Source organism: Rhizobium sp. 2MFCol3.1, from assembly GCF_000377565.1.
In the GTDB taxonomy this organism is placed as follows: domain Bacteria; phylum Pseudomonadota; class Alphaproteobacteria; order Rhizobiales; family Rhizobiaceae; genus Rhizobium.
Genome location: NZ_KB898353.1, coordinates 250,977 through 268,025, shown reverse-complemented (window position 1 = coordinate 268,025; position 17,049 = coordinate 250,977). Strand labels below are relative to the sequence as shown.

Below are 17,049 nucleotides of genomic sequence, written 5' to 3'. Positions count from 1 at the left end.
AAGTCGCCTACGCCATGTCGATGATGGAAGAGCCCGATGTCGTGATCATTGGCGCCGGCGCGGCCGGGACAGGTGCGGCCCGAACGCTCGCCAAGGCCGGCCTGAAAACGCTGGTGCTCGAGGCTCTTGACCGCAAGGGCGGCCGTGCCTCGACGAAAACGGCAGCGGGCAGCGTCGTTGATCTCGGCTGCGGCTGGCTTCACTCCGCCGATCGAAATCCCTGGACCCGCATTGCCGGCGAGATCGGCATCGCCGTCGATCGCCGGTCATCCGCCTGGGGCGGCCAGTTTCGCGATCTCGGCTTCACTGCATCCGAGCGCGATGAGGCGCATATCGCCTTCGAAAATTGGACGGAGCGGGTCTCCACCACTCCGCCCCGCTCCGACATCGCCTCTGATGCGCTCGACCCGGCCGATGGCTGGACAAGCTACCTGCAGGCACTGAGCGGCTATATCAGCGGCGACGAACTCGAGCGCATTTCCTGCAAGGACTACGCGGCCTACGACGGAGCCTCGACGCACTTCAACTGGCGCGTCGCAACCGGCTATGGCGCACTCGTCAGCGCTGCCATGCCTGTAGAGGCGATGGTGAGGCTTTCGACGCCCGTCGAAGCGATCGGGCTCGACGGACGTCGCGTCGAGGTCGAGACAGCGGTCGGCACCGTGCGCGCCCGCGCGGTCATCGTCACCACTTCCACCAATATCCTGGCCGGAGACACGATCCGCTGGCCATCCGCACTTGATGCGTGGCGAGAGGCGGCGGCCCGGCTGCCGCTTGGCGCCAACGAGAAGCTCTTCCTCGAGATCATCGGCTCCGGCCCATTCGAGGACGAGACGCACCTTATCGGCGATCCCCGCGATGCATCGACCGGAAGCTACTATATCCGCCCCTTCGGCCAGCCCGTGATCGAATGCTACTTCGGGGGCGCCGGCGCGCGCGCCGTGGCGGAGCAAGGGCACGAAGCGGCATTCGCACGCGCGACGGATCAGCTCGCTCATCTGTTCGGCAGCGATTTCCGTCGCAATCTCCGACCGCTCGTCGCATCGGACTGGACCAGGACGGCTTCGATCGGCGGCGCCTACAGCCACGCGCTACCCGGCTATTCCGACGCCCGCCTGACGCTCGCCAAATCTTACGACGAGCGCGTGTTCTTCGCCGGCGAAGCGACCCACACCACGGACTTTTCGACCGCCCATGGCGCCCTGCAAAGCGGCGAACGCGCCGCGCGCGAGGTCATCGCCGCCCTTGCAGGGTAGCGCCCGGGCGACACCCAAGACATACCCATCGCGATCAGGAGAGACGAAGCCATGCCGGACCACACGTTCAACCAGCCGCTCGGCGGCAACGACATGCCCCGCTTCGCCGGCCCGGCGACGATGATGCGGCTGCCGAGCCAGGCGACGGCGGAGGGTCTCGACGCGTGTTTCGTCGGCATTCCGCTCGATGTCGGCACCTCCAACCGGCCGGGCACCCGGCTTGGCCCGCGCCAGATCCGGCAGGAGTCCTGCATGCTGCGCCCCTACAACATGGCAACGGGGGCGGCGCCCTTCGCGCGGATGCAGGTGGCCGATATCGGCGACGTGCCGATCGACACCTTCGATCTCAAGCGCTCCGTCGATATCATCACCGCCTTCTACGACGACCTCCTCACCCATCCCTGCATCCCGCTGACGCTTGGCGGCGACCATACGCTCACCTATCCGATACTGCGTGCGATCGCGAAGAAGCACGGCCCCGTGGCGCTGATCCATGTCGATGCCCATGCCGACACCAACGACGAGATGTTCGGCGAGAAGATCGCCCACGGCACGCCGTTCCGCCGCGCCTATGACGACGGGTTGCTCGTCAACGACAAGGTGTTCCAGATCGGCCTGCGCGGCACCGGCTATTCGCCCGAGGATTTCGATTGGGCGCGCGACAAGGGCTGGACGGTGGTTCAGGCCGAGGAATGCTGGGGCAAATCGCTGAAGCCCCTGATGGAAGAGATTAGGGCGAAGATCGGCTCGACGCCCGTTTACCTGACCTACGACATCGACAGCCTCGATCCGGCCTTCGCGCCGGGCACGGGAACGGTCGAGATCGGCGGCCTCACGACATGGCAGGCGCTCGAAATCATCCGCGGCTGCGCCGGGTTGAACCTTGTCGGCGGTGATTTGGTCGAGGTCTCACCGCCATTCGACCCATCGGGCAACACGGCGCTGATCGCCGCAAATCTGATCTACGAGATGCTCTGTGTCCTTCCCTGACACATAGGCATTTAGCGGCAAGCGCGGCGATTCACCGGTTTGAAACCTGTTCGTGCGACAAGAACGGTTCAAGGGTCAGACCCTGAAGACCAAGCCGTGTTGCACTGAGGTACGGAAAAATGAGACCGTTCGCCGTTCTTTCCGCGAGAGTTGTTCTTGCTGCCGCTCTCTTCAGCGCCGGCGCTCCGCTGGTTGCCAACGGCACCGAGGAATGGATCGGATCGTCCCGCCAATGGTCGATCGGCTATGTGCATAATGGCGGCGAGCCCTATTGCGCGCTGGTTTGGGACAGCATGACGGGAAGGACCGTCGAATTCCACGAAAGCCTCAAGGATGCGTCCTGGCTCATCAAGAACGACGCATGGTCGCTCCCGGACCACCTTGCCACCAAGGTTTCGGTGACGGGCAAGAGCAACAGCATGGAGGTGCCGGCCATCGGCGCCGACAGCAAGAGCCTGCGTGTGTGGAGCCTGCCTGGAAACTCCAACGCGGGCGGTGTCCAGGGCATCATCCGCGCCGCACTCCGCGGGATGGCGGATATCAACGTCGCGTTCCAGGGCAACGAGCCTGACTGGGTCATCCCGACCTCGCGCATCTATCCCATGCACGCGACCTATGCCGCCTGCATCGAGCGTTTGTCGAACAAGAAGCCGGTCAAGATCGAAAGCGCCACCACAAATCCGTTCTGAACAGATAACAGACGGGACTAACCGCGATTGCTTGGGCGGAATCAAGCTGGTCACAACCCCGCGACTGGCTGCTTATCCCTTTAAAATAGCACTTGCCACCATGCCTTCGCTGGCGATATATCCCGCCCAGGGTTGGAGACGTTAAGGTACTGTCTCCCTCCGTCGGTGCCTGACGCGTGAACTTCTGAACCACGTAGGACGAGCCTGATGGACTTTTGCAGTTTTCCCGAATGGGCGCCGAAAGCGCCAGTTTTCGCAAATCATGGTTTGCCTGCCCGCGTGCGCTCGAAACTTTTCGCCTGCTGTCGTTAAGGCAGCTAACCGAACGGCGGACGGGCGCGGCGAGCATTTCGCGTTGCAGGCTTTCCATCTTCGTTTGCCGGATATGCAATGAGGCTATTCAATGGATAATTCACCGAATCCACCGGCGCTGTTAGGTCGCCTGTGGCTGGTATTGCTCGGCGCGATCATATCGCTCGCCGGGTTGTTTTTCGCGGTCGGCGGCGGCAAGCTCGTCTCGCTGGGCGGCAGCTGGTACTTCCTGCTCGCCGGCATCGGACTTGTCATCGCGGGCCTGCTCATCATCCGGCGCAAGCCAGTGGGCGCCCTGCTCTTCGGCCTTGTCTTCGTTCTCTCGGCAATCTGGGCCATCTGGGACGCCGGCTTTGAGTTCTGGCCGCTGATCTCGCGACTGCTGGCGATTGCCGTCGGCTCCATCGTCGTTGCGCTCTCCTTCCCGCTGCTGCGTCGCTCGGCTGGCCGCACGCCCGCTTACGGCGCTTCGTTCGGCCTTGCTCTGATTCTCGCGATCGGCACCGGCGCAGCCTTCTACGGCATGTTCATCCCGCATCCGCCGGTCGTCGCCACTGGCGCCGGCCCGGCCCGCACGCCGGTCGATCCGGCTCGCGAACAGAAGAACTGGGAGCACTACGGCAACACCTCGGGCGGCAGCCGCTTTGCGGCGCTCGACCAGATCAATCTCGACAATGTCGGCGATCTGAAGGTTGCGTGGGAATACCACACCGGCGACACGCCGATCAGCCCCGGCGCCAACGGCGCGGAAGACCAGGAAACCCCGCTGCAGGTCGGCGACCGCGTGTTCGTGTGCACCCCGCACAACAACGTCATCTCGATCGACGCGGATACCGGCAAGGAAATCTGGAAGGCCGAGATCAACGCCAAGTCGTCTGTCTGGATGCGTTGCCGTGGCCTCGCATACTTCGATTCGACGCGTGCGCTCGAACAGCCTTCGGCACCGAACTCCACGCCGGTCACCGCGGTCAACGTCGCACCCGGCGCGCTTTGCGAACGCCGCATCCTGATGAACACGATCACCGCCGAGCTGATCGCGCTGGACGCCGACACCGGCGCGTTCTGCCCTGACTTCGGCACCAATGGCCGCGTCGACCTGAAGGTCGGCATGGGCCAGGCGGCTGATCCGAGCTACGTTCTGACCTCGGCGCCGACGCTTGCCGGCACCACCGTCGTCGTTGGCGGCCGCGTTGCCGATAACGTCAGCACCGACATGCCTGGTGGCGTCATGCGCGGCTTCGATGTCGTGACCGGCCAGCTGCGTTGGGCATTCGACCCGGGCAACCCCAACATCACGCTCCTGCCGCCTCCGGGCGAAAGCTACACGCGTTCGACCCCGAACGTATGGGCGTCGATGTCCTATGATCCGGCTTCCAACACGGTCTTCATGCCTGTTGGTAGCCCGTCGGTCGACCTTTACGGCGCGACCCGCACCGACCTCGACCACAAGTACGGCGCCTCGATGCTGGCGCTCGATGCCACCACCGGCCGTGAGAAGTGGGTCTATCAGACCGTTCACAACGACCTGTGGGACTTCGACGTTCCGATGCAGCCTTCGTTCATCGACTTCCCGAAGGCCGACGGCACGACGGTTCCCGCTCTGGTGTTCGGCACCAAGGCCGGCCAGCTCTACGTGCTCGATCGTGCAACCGGTCAGCCGCTGACCAAGGTCGACGATGTACCGGTGAAGCCGGGCAACATCCCGAACGAGCCGTACGCTCCGACCCAGAAGCTCTCCGTCGGCATGCCGCAGATCGGCGCCAAGACGCTGACCGAAAGCGACATGTGGGGTGCGACGCCGTTTGACCAGCTGCTGTGCCGCATCGCCTTCAAGGGCATGCGCTACGATGGCGTCTACACGGTTCCGGGCACCGACCTCGCGCTCAACTTCCCGGGCTCGCTGGGCGGCATGAACTGGGGCGGCCTTTCGACCGACCCGAACTCCAACTACATCTTCGTCAACGACATGCGTCTCGGTCTGTGGATCCAGATGAAGGAAGCCGCACCGACCAAGGCCGTCAACAGCGGTGGCGAGTCCGTCAACACCGGCATGGGCGTCGTTCCGATGAAGGGCACGCCGTACGCGGTCAACAAGAACCGCTTCCTTTCGGCGCTCGGCATTCCTTGCCAGGCTCCGCCCTTCGGCAGCCTGACGGCGATCGACATGAAGACGCAGAAGATCGCCTGGCAGGTTCCTGTCGGCACCGTCGAAGACACCGGCCCGCTCGGTATCAAGATGGGTCTGCCGATCCCGATCGGCATGCCGACGCTCGGCGGCACGCTTGCCACCCAGGGCGGCCTGATCTTCATCGCCGGTACGCAGGACTTCTACCTGCGCGCCTTCAGCACGGCGACCGGCAAGGAAGTCTGGAAGGCCCGTCTGCCCGTCGGCAGCCAGGGCGGCCCGATGACCTACAAGTCGCCGAAGACAGGCAAGCAGTACGTCATCATCTCGGCCGGCGGCGCACGCCAGTCGGATATCCGTGGCGACTACGTCATCGCCTACGCTTTGCCGAACTAAACGTCAGCGAAAAGCAACAGAAAGGGGCCGTTCAGCGGCCCCTTTTTTGTGCATGAACGAGATTTGTCACATATCGTGCAAAAAAGAGTGAAAACCTATCTGCGCCCTTGGCGATCTGCCGCGTCGGCTGCATAATGTGAGTCTGACGAGTATCGCGGCTATCGGCTACAGACTGTCCCGAACTTCGTAAGCGCATTGTAATAAAATAGTCTGACGCGTTCTTATCTCGCGAGCCGACACGTAGCGATCCCGTCCTCATTCAACCGGCCGCGGGAGAGCAAAGATGCAGAAGAGCGAAAGCGACGTATTCGATCTGTTTTCGGAGATCTATACGAACGCCGCGCAAGAAGAGCTAAGTCTCCAGGAATACCTCCTGGCCTGCCGTGATGACAAACGACTATATGCCACCGCGCAGGAACGCATGGTGGAAGCCATTGGCGAACCTAAACTAATCGACACCAGCGCCGATGAGCGATTAGGCCGCATATTCTCCAACCGCACCGTCAAGATTTATCCCGCCTTTGCCGATTTCTATGGAATGGAAGACACGATCGAGCGGATCGTCGGCTATTTCAGATATGCCGCGCAGGGTCTCGAAGAGCGCAAGCAGATCCTCTATCTCCTCGGTCCCGTAGGCGGCGGCAAGTCGTCTCTCGCCGAACGGCTGAAAAAGCTGATGGAGCGTTTCCCGATCTACACGCTGGCGATCGACGGACAGGTGAGCCCGGTCTTCGAATCACCGCTGGGTCTCTTCCAGCCGGAGCGCATGTCCGATCTCCTGGAAGACAAGTACGGGATCGCCAGACGCCGGCTCACCGGCCTGATTTCGCCCTGGGCCACCAAGCGGCTCGACGAGATCGGCGGCGATATCTCGCGCTTCAGCGTCGTCAAGCTGATGCCGTCGAGGCTACGCCAGATCGCCATCGCCAAGACCGAGCCCGGTGACGAGAACAATCAGGACGTCTCGGCGCTGGTCGGCAAGGTCGATATCCGCCAGCTGGAAAATTACAGCCAGGCCGACCCCGACGCTTATTCCTACAGCGGCGGCCTCAACCGCACGACGCAGGGGTTGCTCGAATTCGTCGAAATGTTCAAGGCGCCGATCAAGGTGCTGCACCCGCTGCTGACGGCAACGCAGGAGGGCAGCTATAACGGCACCGAAAACTTCGGCGCCTTCCCCTACCAAGGCATCGTGGTTGCCCACTCCAACGAATCCGAGTGGCAGCAGTTCAAGAACAACCGCAACAACGAAGCCTTTCTCGACCGTATCCTCGTGGTCAAGGTGCCCTATTGCCTGCGCGTGACCGAGGAACGGCAGATCTATGAGAAGCTGCTGCGCGAAAGCGAGCTCGCAAAGAGCGCCTGCGCACCGGAGGTTCTGGAAAATCTCAGCCGCTTCACTGTGGCGACACGCCTGATCCGCCACGAAAACTCGCCACTCTACACCAAGATGCGCGTCTACGACGGCGAGAACCTGAAGGACACCGATCCCAAGGCCAAGTCCGTGCAGGAATATCGCGATGTCGCCGGCGTCGACGAGGGCATGAACGGCATCAGCACCCGCTTTGCCTTCAAGGTGCTGTCGGAGACCTTCAACTACGACACCAAGGAAGTCGCCGCCGATCCCGTGCACCTCATGTATATCCTCGAGCAGGCGATCAAGCGCGAGCAGTTTCCGAAGGAAATGGAGGCGAGTTATCTCGACTTCATCAAGTCGGAGATCGCCACCCGCTATGCCGAGTTCATCGGCCACGAGATCCAGAAGGCTTATCTGGAATCCTACAGCGAATATGGCCAAAACCTCTTCGACCGCTACATATCCTATGCGGATGCCTGGCTGGAGGACCAGGATTTCAAGGATGCCGATACCGGCCAGATCCTGAACCGCGAAATCCTGGACAGCGAACTCTCGCAGATCGAGAAGCCTGCCGGCATCGCCAATCCCAAGGATTTCCGCAACGAAGTGGTGAAGTTCACGCTGCGGGCAAGGGCGCGCAATGGCGGCCGCAATCCGGCTTGGACAAGCTACGAGAAACTGCGCGAGGTGATCGAAAAGCGGATGTTCGGTCAAGTCGAGGATCTGCTGCCCGTCATCAGCTTCGGCTCCAAGAAGGATAGCTCGACCGAGAAGCAGCATGACGAATTCGTTCAGCGGATGATCGAGCGTGGCTATACCGCGCGCCAGGTCCGCCGACTGGTCGATTGGTACATGCGGGTGAACAAGGCCGGTTGACGATGCCAAAACCGGAGCCAAAGCGAGGGATTGGCGCATGCCGAATTTCATCGACCGCCGGCTTAACCCGAAGGACAAGAGCCTCGGCAACCGGCAACGATTCCTGAAACGCGCCCGCGACGAGCTGAAGCGGGCGATCAAGGATCAGATCAAATCCGACAAGATAGCGGATGTCGACACCGCCCATGGTGTTCCGATGCCCGCGCGCGGCGCCGGTGAGCCGAGCTTTCGCCCCTCCTCCACATCGGGCAACCGGGAACATGTGCTGCCGGGAAACAAGGAGTTTTCGGCGGGCGACCGTATCTCGAAGCCCGATGGCGGCGCGGGCGGCGGTGGGGGACATGGCGCGGGTGGCGGCGGAAGCGATGACGATTTTCAGTTCATCCTGTCGCGCGAAGAAGTGCTCGATCTCTTTTTCGAGGACCTCGAACTGCCTGATCTCATCAAGCTGAGCCTGAAGGAAACGGTGACGTTCAAACCGCAACGCGTCGGCTTCACCACTTCCGGCTCCCCCACCAACATCAATATCGGCCGCACGATGCGCAACAGCTTCGGCCGGCGCATGGCCTTGCAGCGGCCCAGCGAGCGGCAGGTAAAGCTCATCACCGACGAGATCGCGGCGCTCGAAGCCGAGACGCCGCTCTCGGCCGAGACCCGCCGCAAACTGACGGCCCTGCGCGAAGACCTTGCGACGCTTGAGCGCCGCCGGCGGCGGATTTCCTATGTCGATCCCGTCGACGTTCGCTTCAACCGCTTCGAGCGCCAGCCGGTGCCGAACGCCAATGCCGTGATGTTCTGCCTGATGGACGTCTCAGCCTCGATGGGCGAGCGCGAGAAGGATCTCGCCAAGCGCTTCTTCGTGCTGCTGCACCTCTTCCTCAAGCGCCGTTACGGCCGGATCGACATCATCTTCATCCGCCACACCGACGAGGCGCATGAGGTGGATGAAGAGACCTTCTTCTACAGCAAGCAGAGCGGCGGCACGGTGGTCTCCACGGCTCTCGAGGAGATGCAGCGGATCATCGAAGCGCGCTACCCGGCCGACATGTGGAACATCTACGCGGCCCAGGCTTCCGACGGCGACAACAGCAGCGGCGATTCCGAGCGATGTGCGGCGCTCCTGCGCGGTGACCTGATGCGGCTTTGCCAATATTACGCATATGTCGAGATCATAGACGAACGGGAGACCGAGATATTCGGCGCCACCGACAATGGCACTTCGCTTTGGCGCGCCTATCGCACCGTCGATGGCGAGGTCCCCAACTTCCACATGGCCCGCATCGCAAGACCCGGCAATATCTACCCGGTCTTCCGCAAGCTCTTCAGCCGCAAAGCCGGCGCGCGTACGCATAACTGAGGGAAGACCGATATGGCGAAGCGAGCGGAGAGTTCCGAGCTGCTGTTTGAAGGCTCCGACTGGAATTTCGGAACGCTATCGATCGTCCACGACGCCATCCAGGATATCGCGATCGGCGAGATGGGGCTCGATATCTATCCGAACCAGCTGGAGATCATCTCGTCCGAACAGATGCTCGACGCTTACTCCTCGGTCGGCATGCCGCTGATGTACCAGCACTGGTCCTTCGGCAAACGCTTCATCTATGAGGACAGCCTCTATCGCAAAGGCCACCGGGGGCTCGCCTACGAGATCGTCATCAATTCCAACCCCTGCATCGCCTATCTGATGGAGGAAAACACGATGGCCATGCAGACGCTGGTCATCGCGCACGCCTCTTTCGGGCATAACCACTTCTTCAAGAACAACTATCTGTTCCGCCAATGGACGGATGCCGGCGCCATTCTCGGCTACATGGACTTCGCCAAGAAATATATCGCCAAGTGCGAGGAGCGTCACGGCACCGAGGCGGTCGAGGCAATCCTCGATTCAGCTCATGCGCTGATGGACAACGGCGTCTTCCGCTACCGCCGCCCTCCCCGCCTCTCCTCCGAGAAGGTGCGTGAGCGGGCGCGTGAACGATTGGAATATGAGGAGCAGACCTATAGCGACCTCTGGCGCACCCTGCCCTCTTCCGTCGACAGCCGCGATCCGCACGAGGCGGAGCGCAATGCCTCCGAACGCAAGAAAGCGCTCAACCTGCCGGAGGAGAACCTTCTCTACTTCATCGAGAAGCACAGCCTGATCCTGGAGCCCTGGCAGCGCGAGATCCTCAGGATCGTGCGCATCATCGCCCAATACTTCTACCCGCAGCGGCAGACCAAGGTGATGAACGAGGGCTGCGCGACCTACGTGCACTACACGATCATCAATCGCCTGTTCGATCAGGGCAAGATCAGCGAAGGCAACATGCTGGAGCTTCTGAGCAGCCATTCCAACGTCGTCTTCCAGCCAGGCTTCGACGATCCCCGCTTCTCGGGCATCAATCCCTATGCACTCGGCTTCGCGATGATGCAGGATATCGAACGCATCTGCACCAATCCGACCGACGAGGACCGGAACTGGTTTCCCTCCATGGCCGGCAACAACGACCCTATGGGGACTTTGCGCGACGCATGGGCGAACCACCGCGATGAATCCTTTATCCTGCAGTATCTGAGCCCGGCCGTGATCCGCAAATTCCGGCTCTTCAGGCTGTCCGATATGGCGGCCGACAAGTTCTGCGAGGTCTCCTCGATCCACAACGAACGCGGCTACGCGGAAATCCGTTCGGCTCTCGCCCGCAGCTACGATGTCAGCGCCAGGCAGCCCGATATTCAGGTCGTCGACGTCGATCTCCTCGGCGATCGCAGGCTTCGGCTGAAGCACACGGTCAATGACGGTCTTCTTCTCGAAGAAACCAGCCGCAACGAAACCCTCACCCATATCCGTCATCTCTGGGGATACGAGGTCAGCCTCTCCGGCGTTGATGGCGCGACCGGCAACGTCCTCTACGATCATTCGACCGGATAAGCGTCCTGACGGGAGACGGAGCCGATACCCTCTCCATCTCAGCTTTGCAGCGTGATGGCAGCTCCTCCATTGCTTCTGACGAGTGACATCAGCATCGGCCCGATCGCGAACTCACCCTTCTCCGTACGTCGCGTCAGATCTCTCAGATAGCCGCCCGCCGAGTTGATCTTGGTGGCGCGCTGGAGAATGCAGGCGATGACGGTCGCCGCGTTGTCATAGCCCATGATGGTGCAGGCGTCGTGATAGGCCGACGGCGTGACCCCCAGCATCGATTTGACCACGGATGCGGCGTTGGTGAGATCCCGCCAGCTTCGAATGCCGCCACCGGGCCCATAGGCCGCGATATCAGGGCATGCCTGCAGCACGAGACCAAGCGGGAAGGATTTCAATTCCGAACCACGGTTATCCCCAGCCTTTGGCATGATCGTCAAAGCTTTGTCATCGGAGCCGACCATCTTAGGCTCAGGCAGCGATGGAATGGATACCGAGACAGGCCTCCGAGGAAACGCATTGTCCGCATCCTCTCGATCTTGCTCGACGTTATGCCCATCCGCGTGTTGCCGGTTCTCGATTTGAGCAGGCGCTTCAGAATCAAGAATAGATTCGGAATTGGAATTCTGTATGTGGCGCTCATTTTGATAGGGATTGGCGCTCAAATTTTGCAATTTTATCTGTAGATCCAGATGGTTAAGCACTTTCAGCCGCAAACGTTCGATCTGATCGCAAACGACTTCCAGCTCGGTGGTCGTCGGAGCGCGCGGAACGCTTTCGACAATGTCGCGAAACTCGTTGAAAGTCTGAGCCCATTCGCCCGGAACCTGGTCGGCGATCGCGGCTTCGATCAGCTTGGCGATATCCCGGCGAAACAGGCTGATCTGCTCGCGCAGATGCTGGACGTACAATTTCTCCGCCACGACCTTTGCCGCCAGATGCTCGATCTCCTCGGCACGGGCAAGCAGAGGCGCAAGCGAAAAGCCGAACGCATCGCGAATGGAGCCGGAGCGATCCTTGCGGGCATAGCGCTTTCCGTTCGGGCTGTCCTTGCGGGTCAGCAGGCCGGCATCGACAAGCGCTGCCAGATGACGACGGATCGTCTGTTCGGCCATGCCATGGGAGCGCAGGGACAACTGGGCATTGGAGGGAAACACCACCAGCCCGGTTTCTTCCGACAGCTCGTTCTGCGGATAGAAGCTCAGAAGCGCATTCAAGACGGCAAGCGCACGATCCGTCACGCCGAGCAAGGGCTTGGCCTCGCACAGCGAACGATAGAGCTTCCACTTATCGATCGAATAGCCCGGCTTGATCTGCTGGGCTCTGACCTGATTTGCGAGCATGCCAAGCGACATCGCTCGCCGCCCAAAGGGCGTCGTTACAAATTGGCCTTCCATCACCTTCACCTTTTCCAAGGCAAAAGAAGTTCGTCCACCAAAACGGTGCCAAAGATGCTTGACAGTGATTCGAGGAAGTGCGATTCTCTAGCTGCTAAACCAATGAGAAGAGCTTCCGCGACGGCAACGTCCGGGGGCTTTTTTCTTTTGCGGCGTTATCCTTTGCTCTTGTTGTCTACGGACTGCAGGAATTCGCCGTGAAGCGTCTCCATGCGATCATTCAGAAAATCGACGAAACTGGTCGGCACCGCCTTGGTGAAGCTGATGCGCGGACCTGATTTCGGGTAGCTGACGGTAGCCAGAAGAAAGCCGTTGGCACGGATTTCGGCTGTCTGCGGTGTCTCGATGACGGCAGGCTTGGAGGCAGCGGTCTTGAGGGCCGCAAGTGCCAGAGCGAAACGATCGGTCTCCGAGCTGCGCTTGACCTCCGAGAGGGCCTCTTCCACGCATTCGGCGGCATCGGGACGCGCCACGAAAATATCGACGAACTCGATCCAGCGGCGACGACCGATATCCGGCGCCGAACCGATGACGAGCATGGTGGTGCGCGGAACGGCCGATGCGATGCGCAGCATTTCCGAGATATGGGACTTGCCGGTGGCCAGCGACGCCGAGATGATGTCGCGCTTATATCCGGCCTGTTCCTGAGACAGCGCGAAGGCGCACTTCTCGATGAAGGACAGATCGTTGCGGTTGGCGTTTTCTTCGCCCTGGAAGACGATCGCTTCTTCGTCCGTGAGCTCACGAACGATGGCGCGAAACTTCAGGCCGAGCTTCTTGGCGGCTGCCAGACGGCGGCGACCGAAGACGATCTGGTAAGGCTTGGGGCCATTCTTGAACGGACGGATCAGGCCCGGCACGATCTGGCCGCGCTCGCTGATCGATGCAGCGATATCCTCGATGGCGCTGTCGTCGTAGGCACCGTCGAAGCGATCGGGAATGGTCGAGGGTGCTACGTCATCGGGATCGACGTCGACGATATGGTCGCCATCCTTCAGCAGGCGATCGAGGACCTCGCCCTTCTCCTGAATCTGGCGCACGCCGGCGGCAACCTTCAAAAGATGCGGCGATGTTGTCTTGGCCTGCGGCGGTGTCGCCGATGGCTGGTCGAGCTGACCGAGCACATTGGCGAACATGCCTCGAGAGTCTTTGCGGCTCATTCACGCCCCCATGCATTCCAGAGTAGTTTTTCGATCTCGGCGTTCGAGGCGTTGATCGATTCCATGGCGCGGTCGTAGGTCTTCGGTGCGGAGAACCTCGAGCGCTGCACTTCATACAGGCTCTGCTTCCAGGTCAGCGCATCGGCAACGGCCGTGGATTTCGTCACCATGTTCAGCAAGAGATCGTCACCGAAGACCTGGCGCATCAGCGCGGTCATGTTCGCCTGCGGGTGATCATTGGCTTCGAACTTGGTGACGAGAAACTTCGCGAAATCCCACTGCGCCGAAGCGCCCATGTCGCTCAGGATCTGCATGTAGGAGGATGCGAGCTCCAGGAACTTGCCGGTGGAATCGACATCCAGCATATGCGCCGGCACCGGGATGATGACGGCGGTCGCAGCGGTCAGCGACGACAGCGTCAGGAAGTTCAGCGACGGGGCGGAATCCATCAGGATCACGTCATAGTCGTCGGCAACCTGCTCAAGCGCCTGCGAGACACGCAGCAGGAAGCTGGTGCCACCGCTCTTGCGCATTTCGAGCGCGACCGCGGTTTCGAACTCTGTGAGATCGAGACCGGCGCAGATCACATCGAACCCCGCAATGTGGGTCTGATGAATGAGCGAACGCGTCGGCTTCGTATCCTCGAAGCGGATCGCCGCATAAAGCGTTTCGTCTTCGCGCGGATTGAAATCAGGCAGATTGCCGTGAAGGCTGGTCAGCGACGCCTGCGGATCGAGATCGACGGCCAGCACGCGGTAGCCCTTGAGCGCCAGATAGTGGCCGAGGTGGATCGTGGTCGAGGTCTTGCTCGATCCGCCCTTGAAGTTGGTGACGGCAAGAACCTGGCAGGCTTCGCCGTCGACGCGTCGCGGGTTCATCCACTTCTTGCGGCCCTTCTCGGCGAGCGTCATGCGCAGTTCGAGGATCTGTTCCAGAGAATACATGCGGCGGCCATTGGCCGTTGTCTCCGGTGCGGGTCCTTTTTCCTTCACGACGATCTGGCGGATATAGGCTTCGGAGACATCGAGAAGCGATGCGACTTCCGACGACGTGAACTTCCGCATCTCTCTGCGGGCGTCAGGTGGATATTGTGCCATCGATAGGTTTTGCAGCGCCATTTCCAGTTTGCTGGAAAAGCTCTGCATGAAGTCGAGGCTGCTCAAGTGCCGGTTCACGATTCTACCCTCAATTCGGTTTTGATAACCTAAGCGCCGAGATGGTTAATGGTGAGTTAACCCGCCTGTTGTTTCGCAAAAAAACGATAATTCGCACTTTTTGCGTAGTTGAAGAAGTAGCGCGATTCGCAATTGGCTGCAAATTGCCGAGTTCCCCGCGGGGAACGTCGATTTGGCCACCCATCAGGCGGCAGCGGCGCTCTGTTCCCCGCGGGGAACTCGATCGGTCGATCGAGGCTGTCGCGCCCTACAGGGCCATGGCCTGGTTGGCGTCTGCTTGCTTTGTACGCGCCGATAATCGGCGACGGCAGCTGATCCCAGTAAGATCATCGGAACGATAACACGGCCCGCCGTCGGCGTCTCGCCCTGTGAGGGGTTTTGAACAGGTGGTTCACGCGTCGTCGCGCTGCGGCCAACGCATGGCGGGCTTGCGGTTGGGAGGGCAATGCCGCCTGTCTGGCGCCGACAAATGGGCTCCTCCTCCCTGCCCCGGTCGAATGCCTGAGGCCCGCAAGCCGCCTGTACGGTGTTGGGTTGGCGAGAGGTTGTGTGCTGCATTGATCAGACGAGAGCGCCTGCCGGTGCCTCACTCTATATCTCCCGACGTCCAAGGCGCGTGCCGGTCGCCGTGATCTCGTCTTTCGCCGGATCTTCTCAATCGTGGTGGCGCCGGCTTGGCGATGACGCCAAAACAGAAAGGGCGCTCAACTCTTTCGAGGAGCGCCCTTCGTTCCCGGACAGCAAAAGCGTGTGAGTTCACGGCTCACTCTGCAGGCTATCGATACGGGTGGTGACAGATAGATGATGCGGGGATCAGCCGATTTCAAGAGTGGACGGCGGGTGAAGAACTCTCCGGCGGGTTATGTCCCGCCTCTGGTAGAGACCTCTTCGCTCCGACCTTCATTTTCAGCCGCAACTGCGAGAGTGGGGTCGCGCTCGCGCCTTCGAGCCCGAGCCGGGTTGCCGGATCGCAATCCCTGAACAGACACTGACGACGGATCGATGCCTGCTTTCTTTGCACGGGTCTTGACGATCAGATTGACCGACTGCGGTGTTAGCATCCGTCGCGAGACATTGCCCCATTGATCGATTTTGCGGAAGACGGGCCCGGTCTCTATGTCGCCTTCCCGTATCCATTCCATCAATGCCTTGGCCGCCTCGCCAGATAGGTTCAACTGGTTGTCGCGTTCCGCCGCGCCGATCCTGACGGTCAACCGAGTCCGACGGGTGTACCTTTTGTGAATATCGTTGCTGCCTCCGATGCACAGGTCTTCGACGCGGAGACTGGCGACCTCCGCGCGACGTTGGCCGCCGGCCTCTGCCGCCAGCAACAGGATCGCGCGATCGCGGCGACCGACGATGCCGTCCTTCTTGCAGGTCTGGAGAAGACGGCGGAGGATATCGTCTGTTATTGGCGTGGCGCTCATTGAGACCGGCGTGTGCCCGCCATTGTGCTTCGCCTGCTTGATAGCTTCTTTGACAGACGCGCTGTCGAAGGAGCCGGACAGGCCACGCTCTCGCGTCAGCAATGCCCAACTTGCGATCCGTCGACGAACGGTCGAAGGGGCATGTGGGAGGGAGCCTTTGAGAAGGGTCCGCTGGCGCAGACTGTCCTCAACGTGGCGCGGCATGCCATCACTCTGTCCATCCGGCGCGGCGGCTGCACAATGAAGGTGCTGCGAGATGAAGGCGTGAACCATTTCTTCTGGCGTTGGCCAGGGCAGGGACCTCTCAGTCGTGGCGCGAGCCCAAGCCTGAAGATAACCCAAGTCAGAGGCGAGAGCGCGGAGTGTATTCTGCGCGATATTTCTCTGCGCCAGTCTTTTCAAGATAAGGGCATCTTCGTCCGTCAGCAGCTGCGCGAGCTGGTCGCGCCTGTCGAATGGGAAGATGCTATCAAGAATGTCGAGCGTCTCCGCGCGCGAAAGCGCCTGCGGATCGAGCGTCTCTTGAATATTGGGGCGAATTTTTCGCATGCCGTGCTGATCGTGAACCGTAGAAAGTCGCGACTATACGGACTCTCCGACTCGAAAGCGATCACTATCGATAACTACCTAAAATGAGCCCCGAAAATGGGCCGTACGAGTCAGTAAACAAAACCGCTCGTTATCTTCCGTGTTGGAAAAATACCGTTTTAAAACAATGCAATGCTGATAGTGAACTTTGTCTGAAGATCGCACTCTTCGTGCCCGCTCCAACGCAAACTACATAGCAATTTCCGTGCGATCTGGCAATCGCCTCCAGGCCTAAGCGCCGTTTTCATCAGCGAAAGCGCCGCCTTCTTTCCAAACCGAACGCCGGTCTTCGCGGCAGCGGAATAATCGGCCAGGCGAAAAGAGCTGTCATATTTATAGCCGCACCGCCCTCGCATCCGGCGCGGATAAAATGCTAGCCTGCCGTAAAAGAAGAATGCGGAG

The 17,049-nt window shown here is 60.7% G+C and carries 11 protein-coding genes; 7 read left to right on the top strand and 4 right to left on the bottom strand.

Annotated features, from left to right (window positions below):
- Positions 1 to 20: 20 nt before the first annotated feature.
- From D460_RS0101195 to D460_RS0101165, 7 genes are all read left to right on the top strand, one after another.
- Positions 21 to 1,256 carry an NAD(P)/FAD-dependent oxidoreductase gene (locus D460_RS0101195; RefSeq protein WP_026282666.1) on the top strand — a complete coding sequence of 412 codons (1,236 nt, stop codon included), beginning with the start codon at positions 21 to 23 and terminating at the stop codon, positions 1,254 to 1,256.
- Between the two features lie 51 nt (positions 1,257 to 1,307).
- Complete coding sequence (gene speB / locus D460_RS0101190) at positions 1,308 to 2,246, top strand: agmatinase (RefSeq protein ID WP_018896658.1); 939 nt, start codon at positions 1,308 to 1,310, stop codon at positions 2,244 to 2,246.
- Between the two features lie 119 nt (positions 2,247 to 2,365).
- Entirely contained in the window at positions 2,366 to 2,935 is a 570-nt protein-coding gene (locus tag D460_RS0101185) for a hypothetical protein (protein ID WP_018896657.1), read from the top strand.
- Between the two features lie 403 nt (positions 2,936 to 3,338).
- Positions 3,339 to 5,768 carry a glucose/quinate/shikimate family membrane-bound PQQ-dependent dehydrogenase gene (locus D460_RS0101180; RefSeq protein WP_018896656.1) on the top strand — a complete coding sequence of 810 codons (2,430 nt, stop codon included), beginning with the start codon at positions 3,339 to 3,341 and terminating at the stop codon, positions 5,766 to 5,768.
- A 283-nt stretch (positions 5,769 to 6,051) separates the two neighbouring features.
- Entirely contained in the window at positions 6,052 to 8,001 is a 1,950-nt protein-coding gene (locus tag D460_RS0101175) for a PrkA family serine protein kinase (protein WP_018896655.1), read from the top strand.
- 37 nt (positions 8,002 to 8,038) lie between these two features.
- The gene (locus D460_RS0101170; protein ID WP_018896654.1) at positions 8,039 to 9,358 is read left to right on the top strand and encodes a YeaH/YhbH family protein; all 1,320 of its coding nucleotides are present in this window, start codon (positions 8,039 to 8,041) and stop codon (positions 9,356 to 9,358) included.
- Positions 9,359 to 9,370: 12 nt separating this feature from the next.
- Entirely contained in the window at positions 9,371 to 10,909 is a 1,539-nt protein-coding gene (locus tag D460_RS0101165; protein ID WP_018896653.1) for a SpoVR family protein, read from the top strand.
- A 38-nt stretch (positions 10,910 to 10,947) separates the two neighbouring features.
- Here D460_RS0101165 and repC read toward each other — a convergent pair whose 3' ends face one another.
- From repC to D460_RS34745, 4 genes are all read right to left on the bottom strand, one after another.
- Positions 10,948 to 12,297, bottom strand: coding sequence for a plasmid replication protein RepC (repC, locus tag D460_RS0101160; protein WP_026282665.1), 1,350 nt, complete (start codon positions 12,295 to 12,297; stop codon positions 10,948 to 10,950).
- A 155-nt stretch (positions 12,298 to 12,452) separates the two neighbouring features.
- Positions 12,453 to 13,457 (bottom strand): plasmid partitioning protein RepB, encoded by a 1,005-nt coding sequence (gene repB / locus D460_RS0101155; RefSeq protein ID WP_026282664.1) that lies wholly within the window; start codon positions 13,455 to 13,457, stop codon positions 12,453 to 12,455.
- Positions 13,454 to 14,632: a plasmid partitioning protein RepA gene (gene repA, locus D460_RS0101150; protein ID WP_026282663.1), complete on the bottom strand. Its 1,179-nt coding sequence runs from the start codon at positions 14,630 to 14,632 to the stop codon at positions 13,454 to 13,456. Before repA ends, repB begins: the two co-directional genes overlap by 4 nt.
- An 860-nt stretch (positions 14,633 to 15,492) precedes the next feature.
- Positions 15,493 to 16,608 carry a tyrosine-type recombinase/integrase gene (locus D460_RS34745; RefSeq protein ID WP_018896649.1) on the bottom strand — a complete coding sequence of 372 codons (1,116 nt, stop codon included), beginning with the start codon at positions 16,606 to 16,608 and terminating at the stop codon, positions 15,493 to 15,495.
- Positions 16,609 to 17,049: the final 441 nt, after the last annotated feature.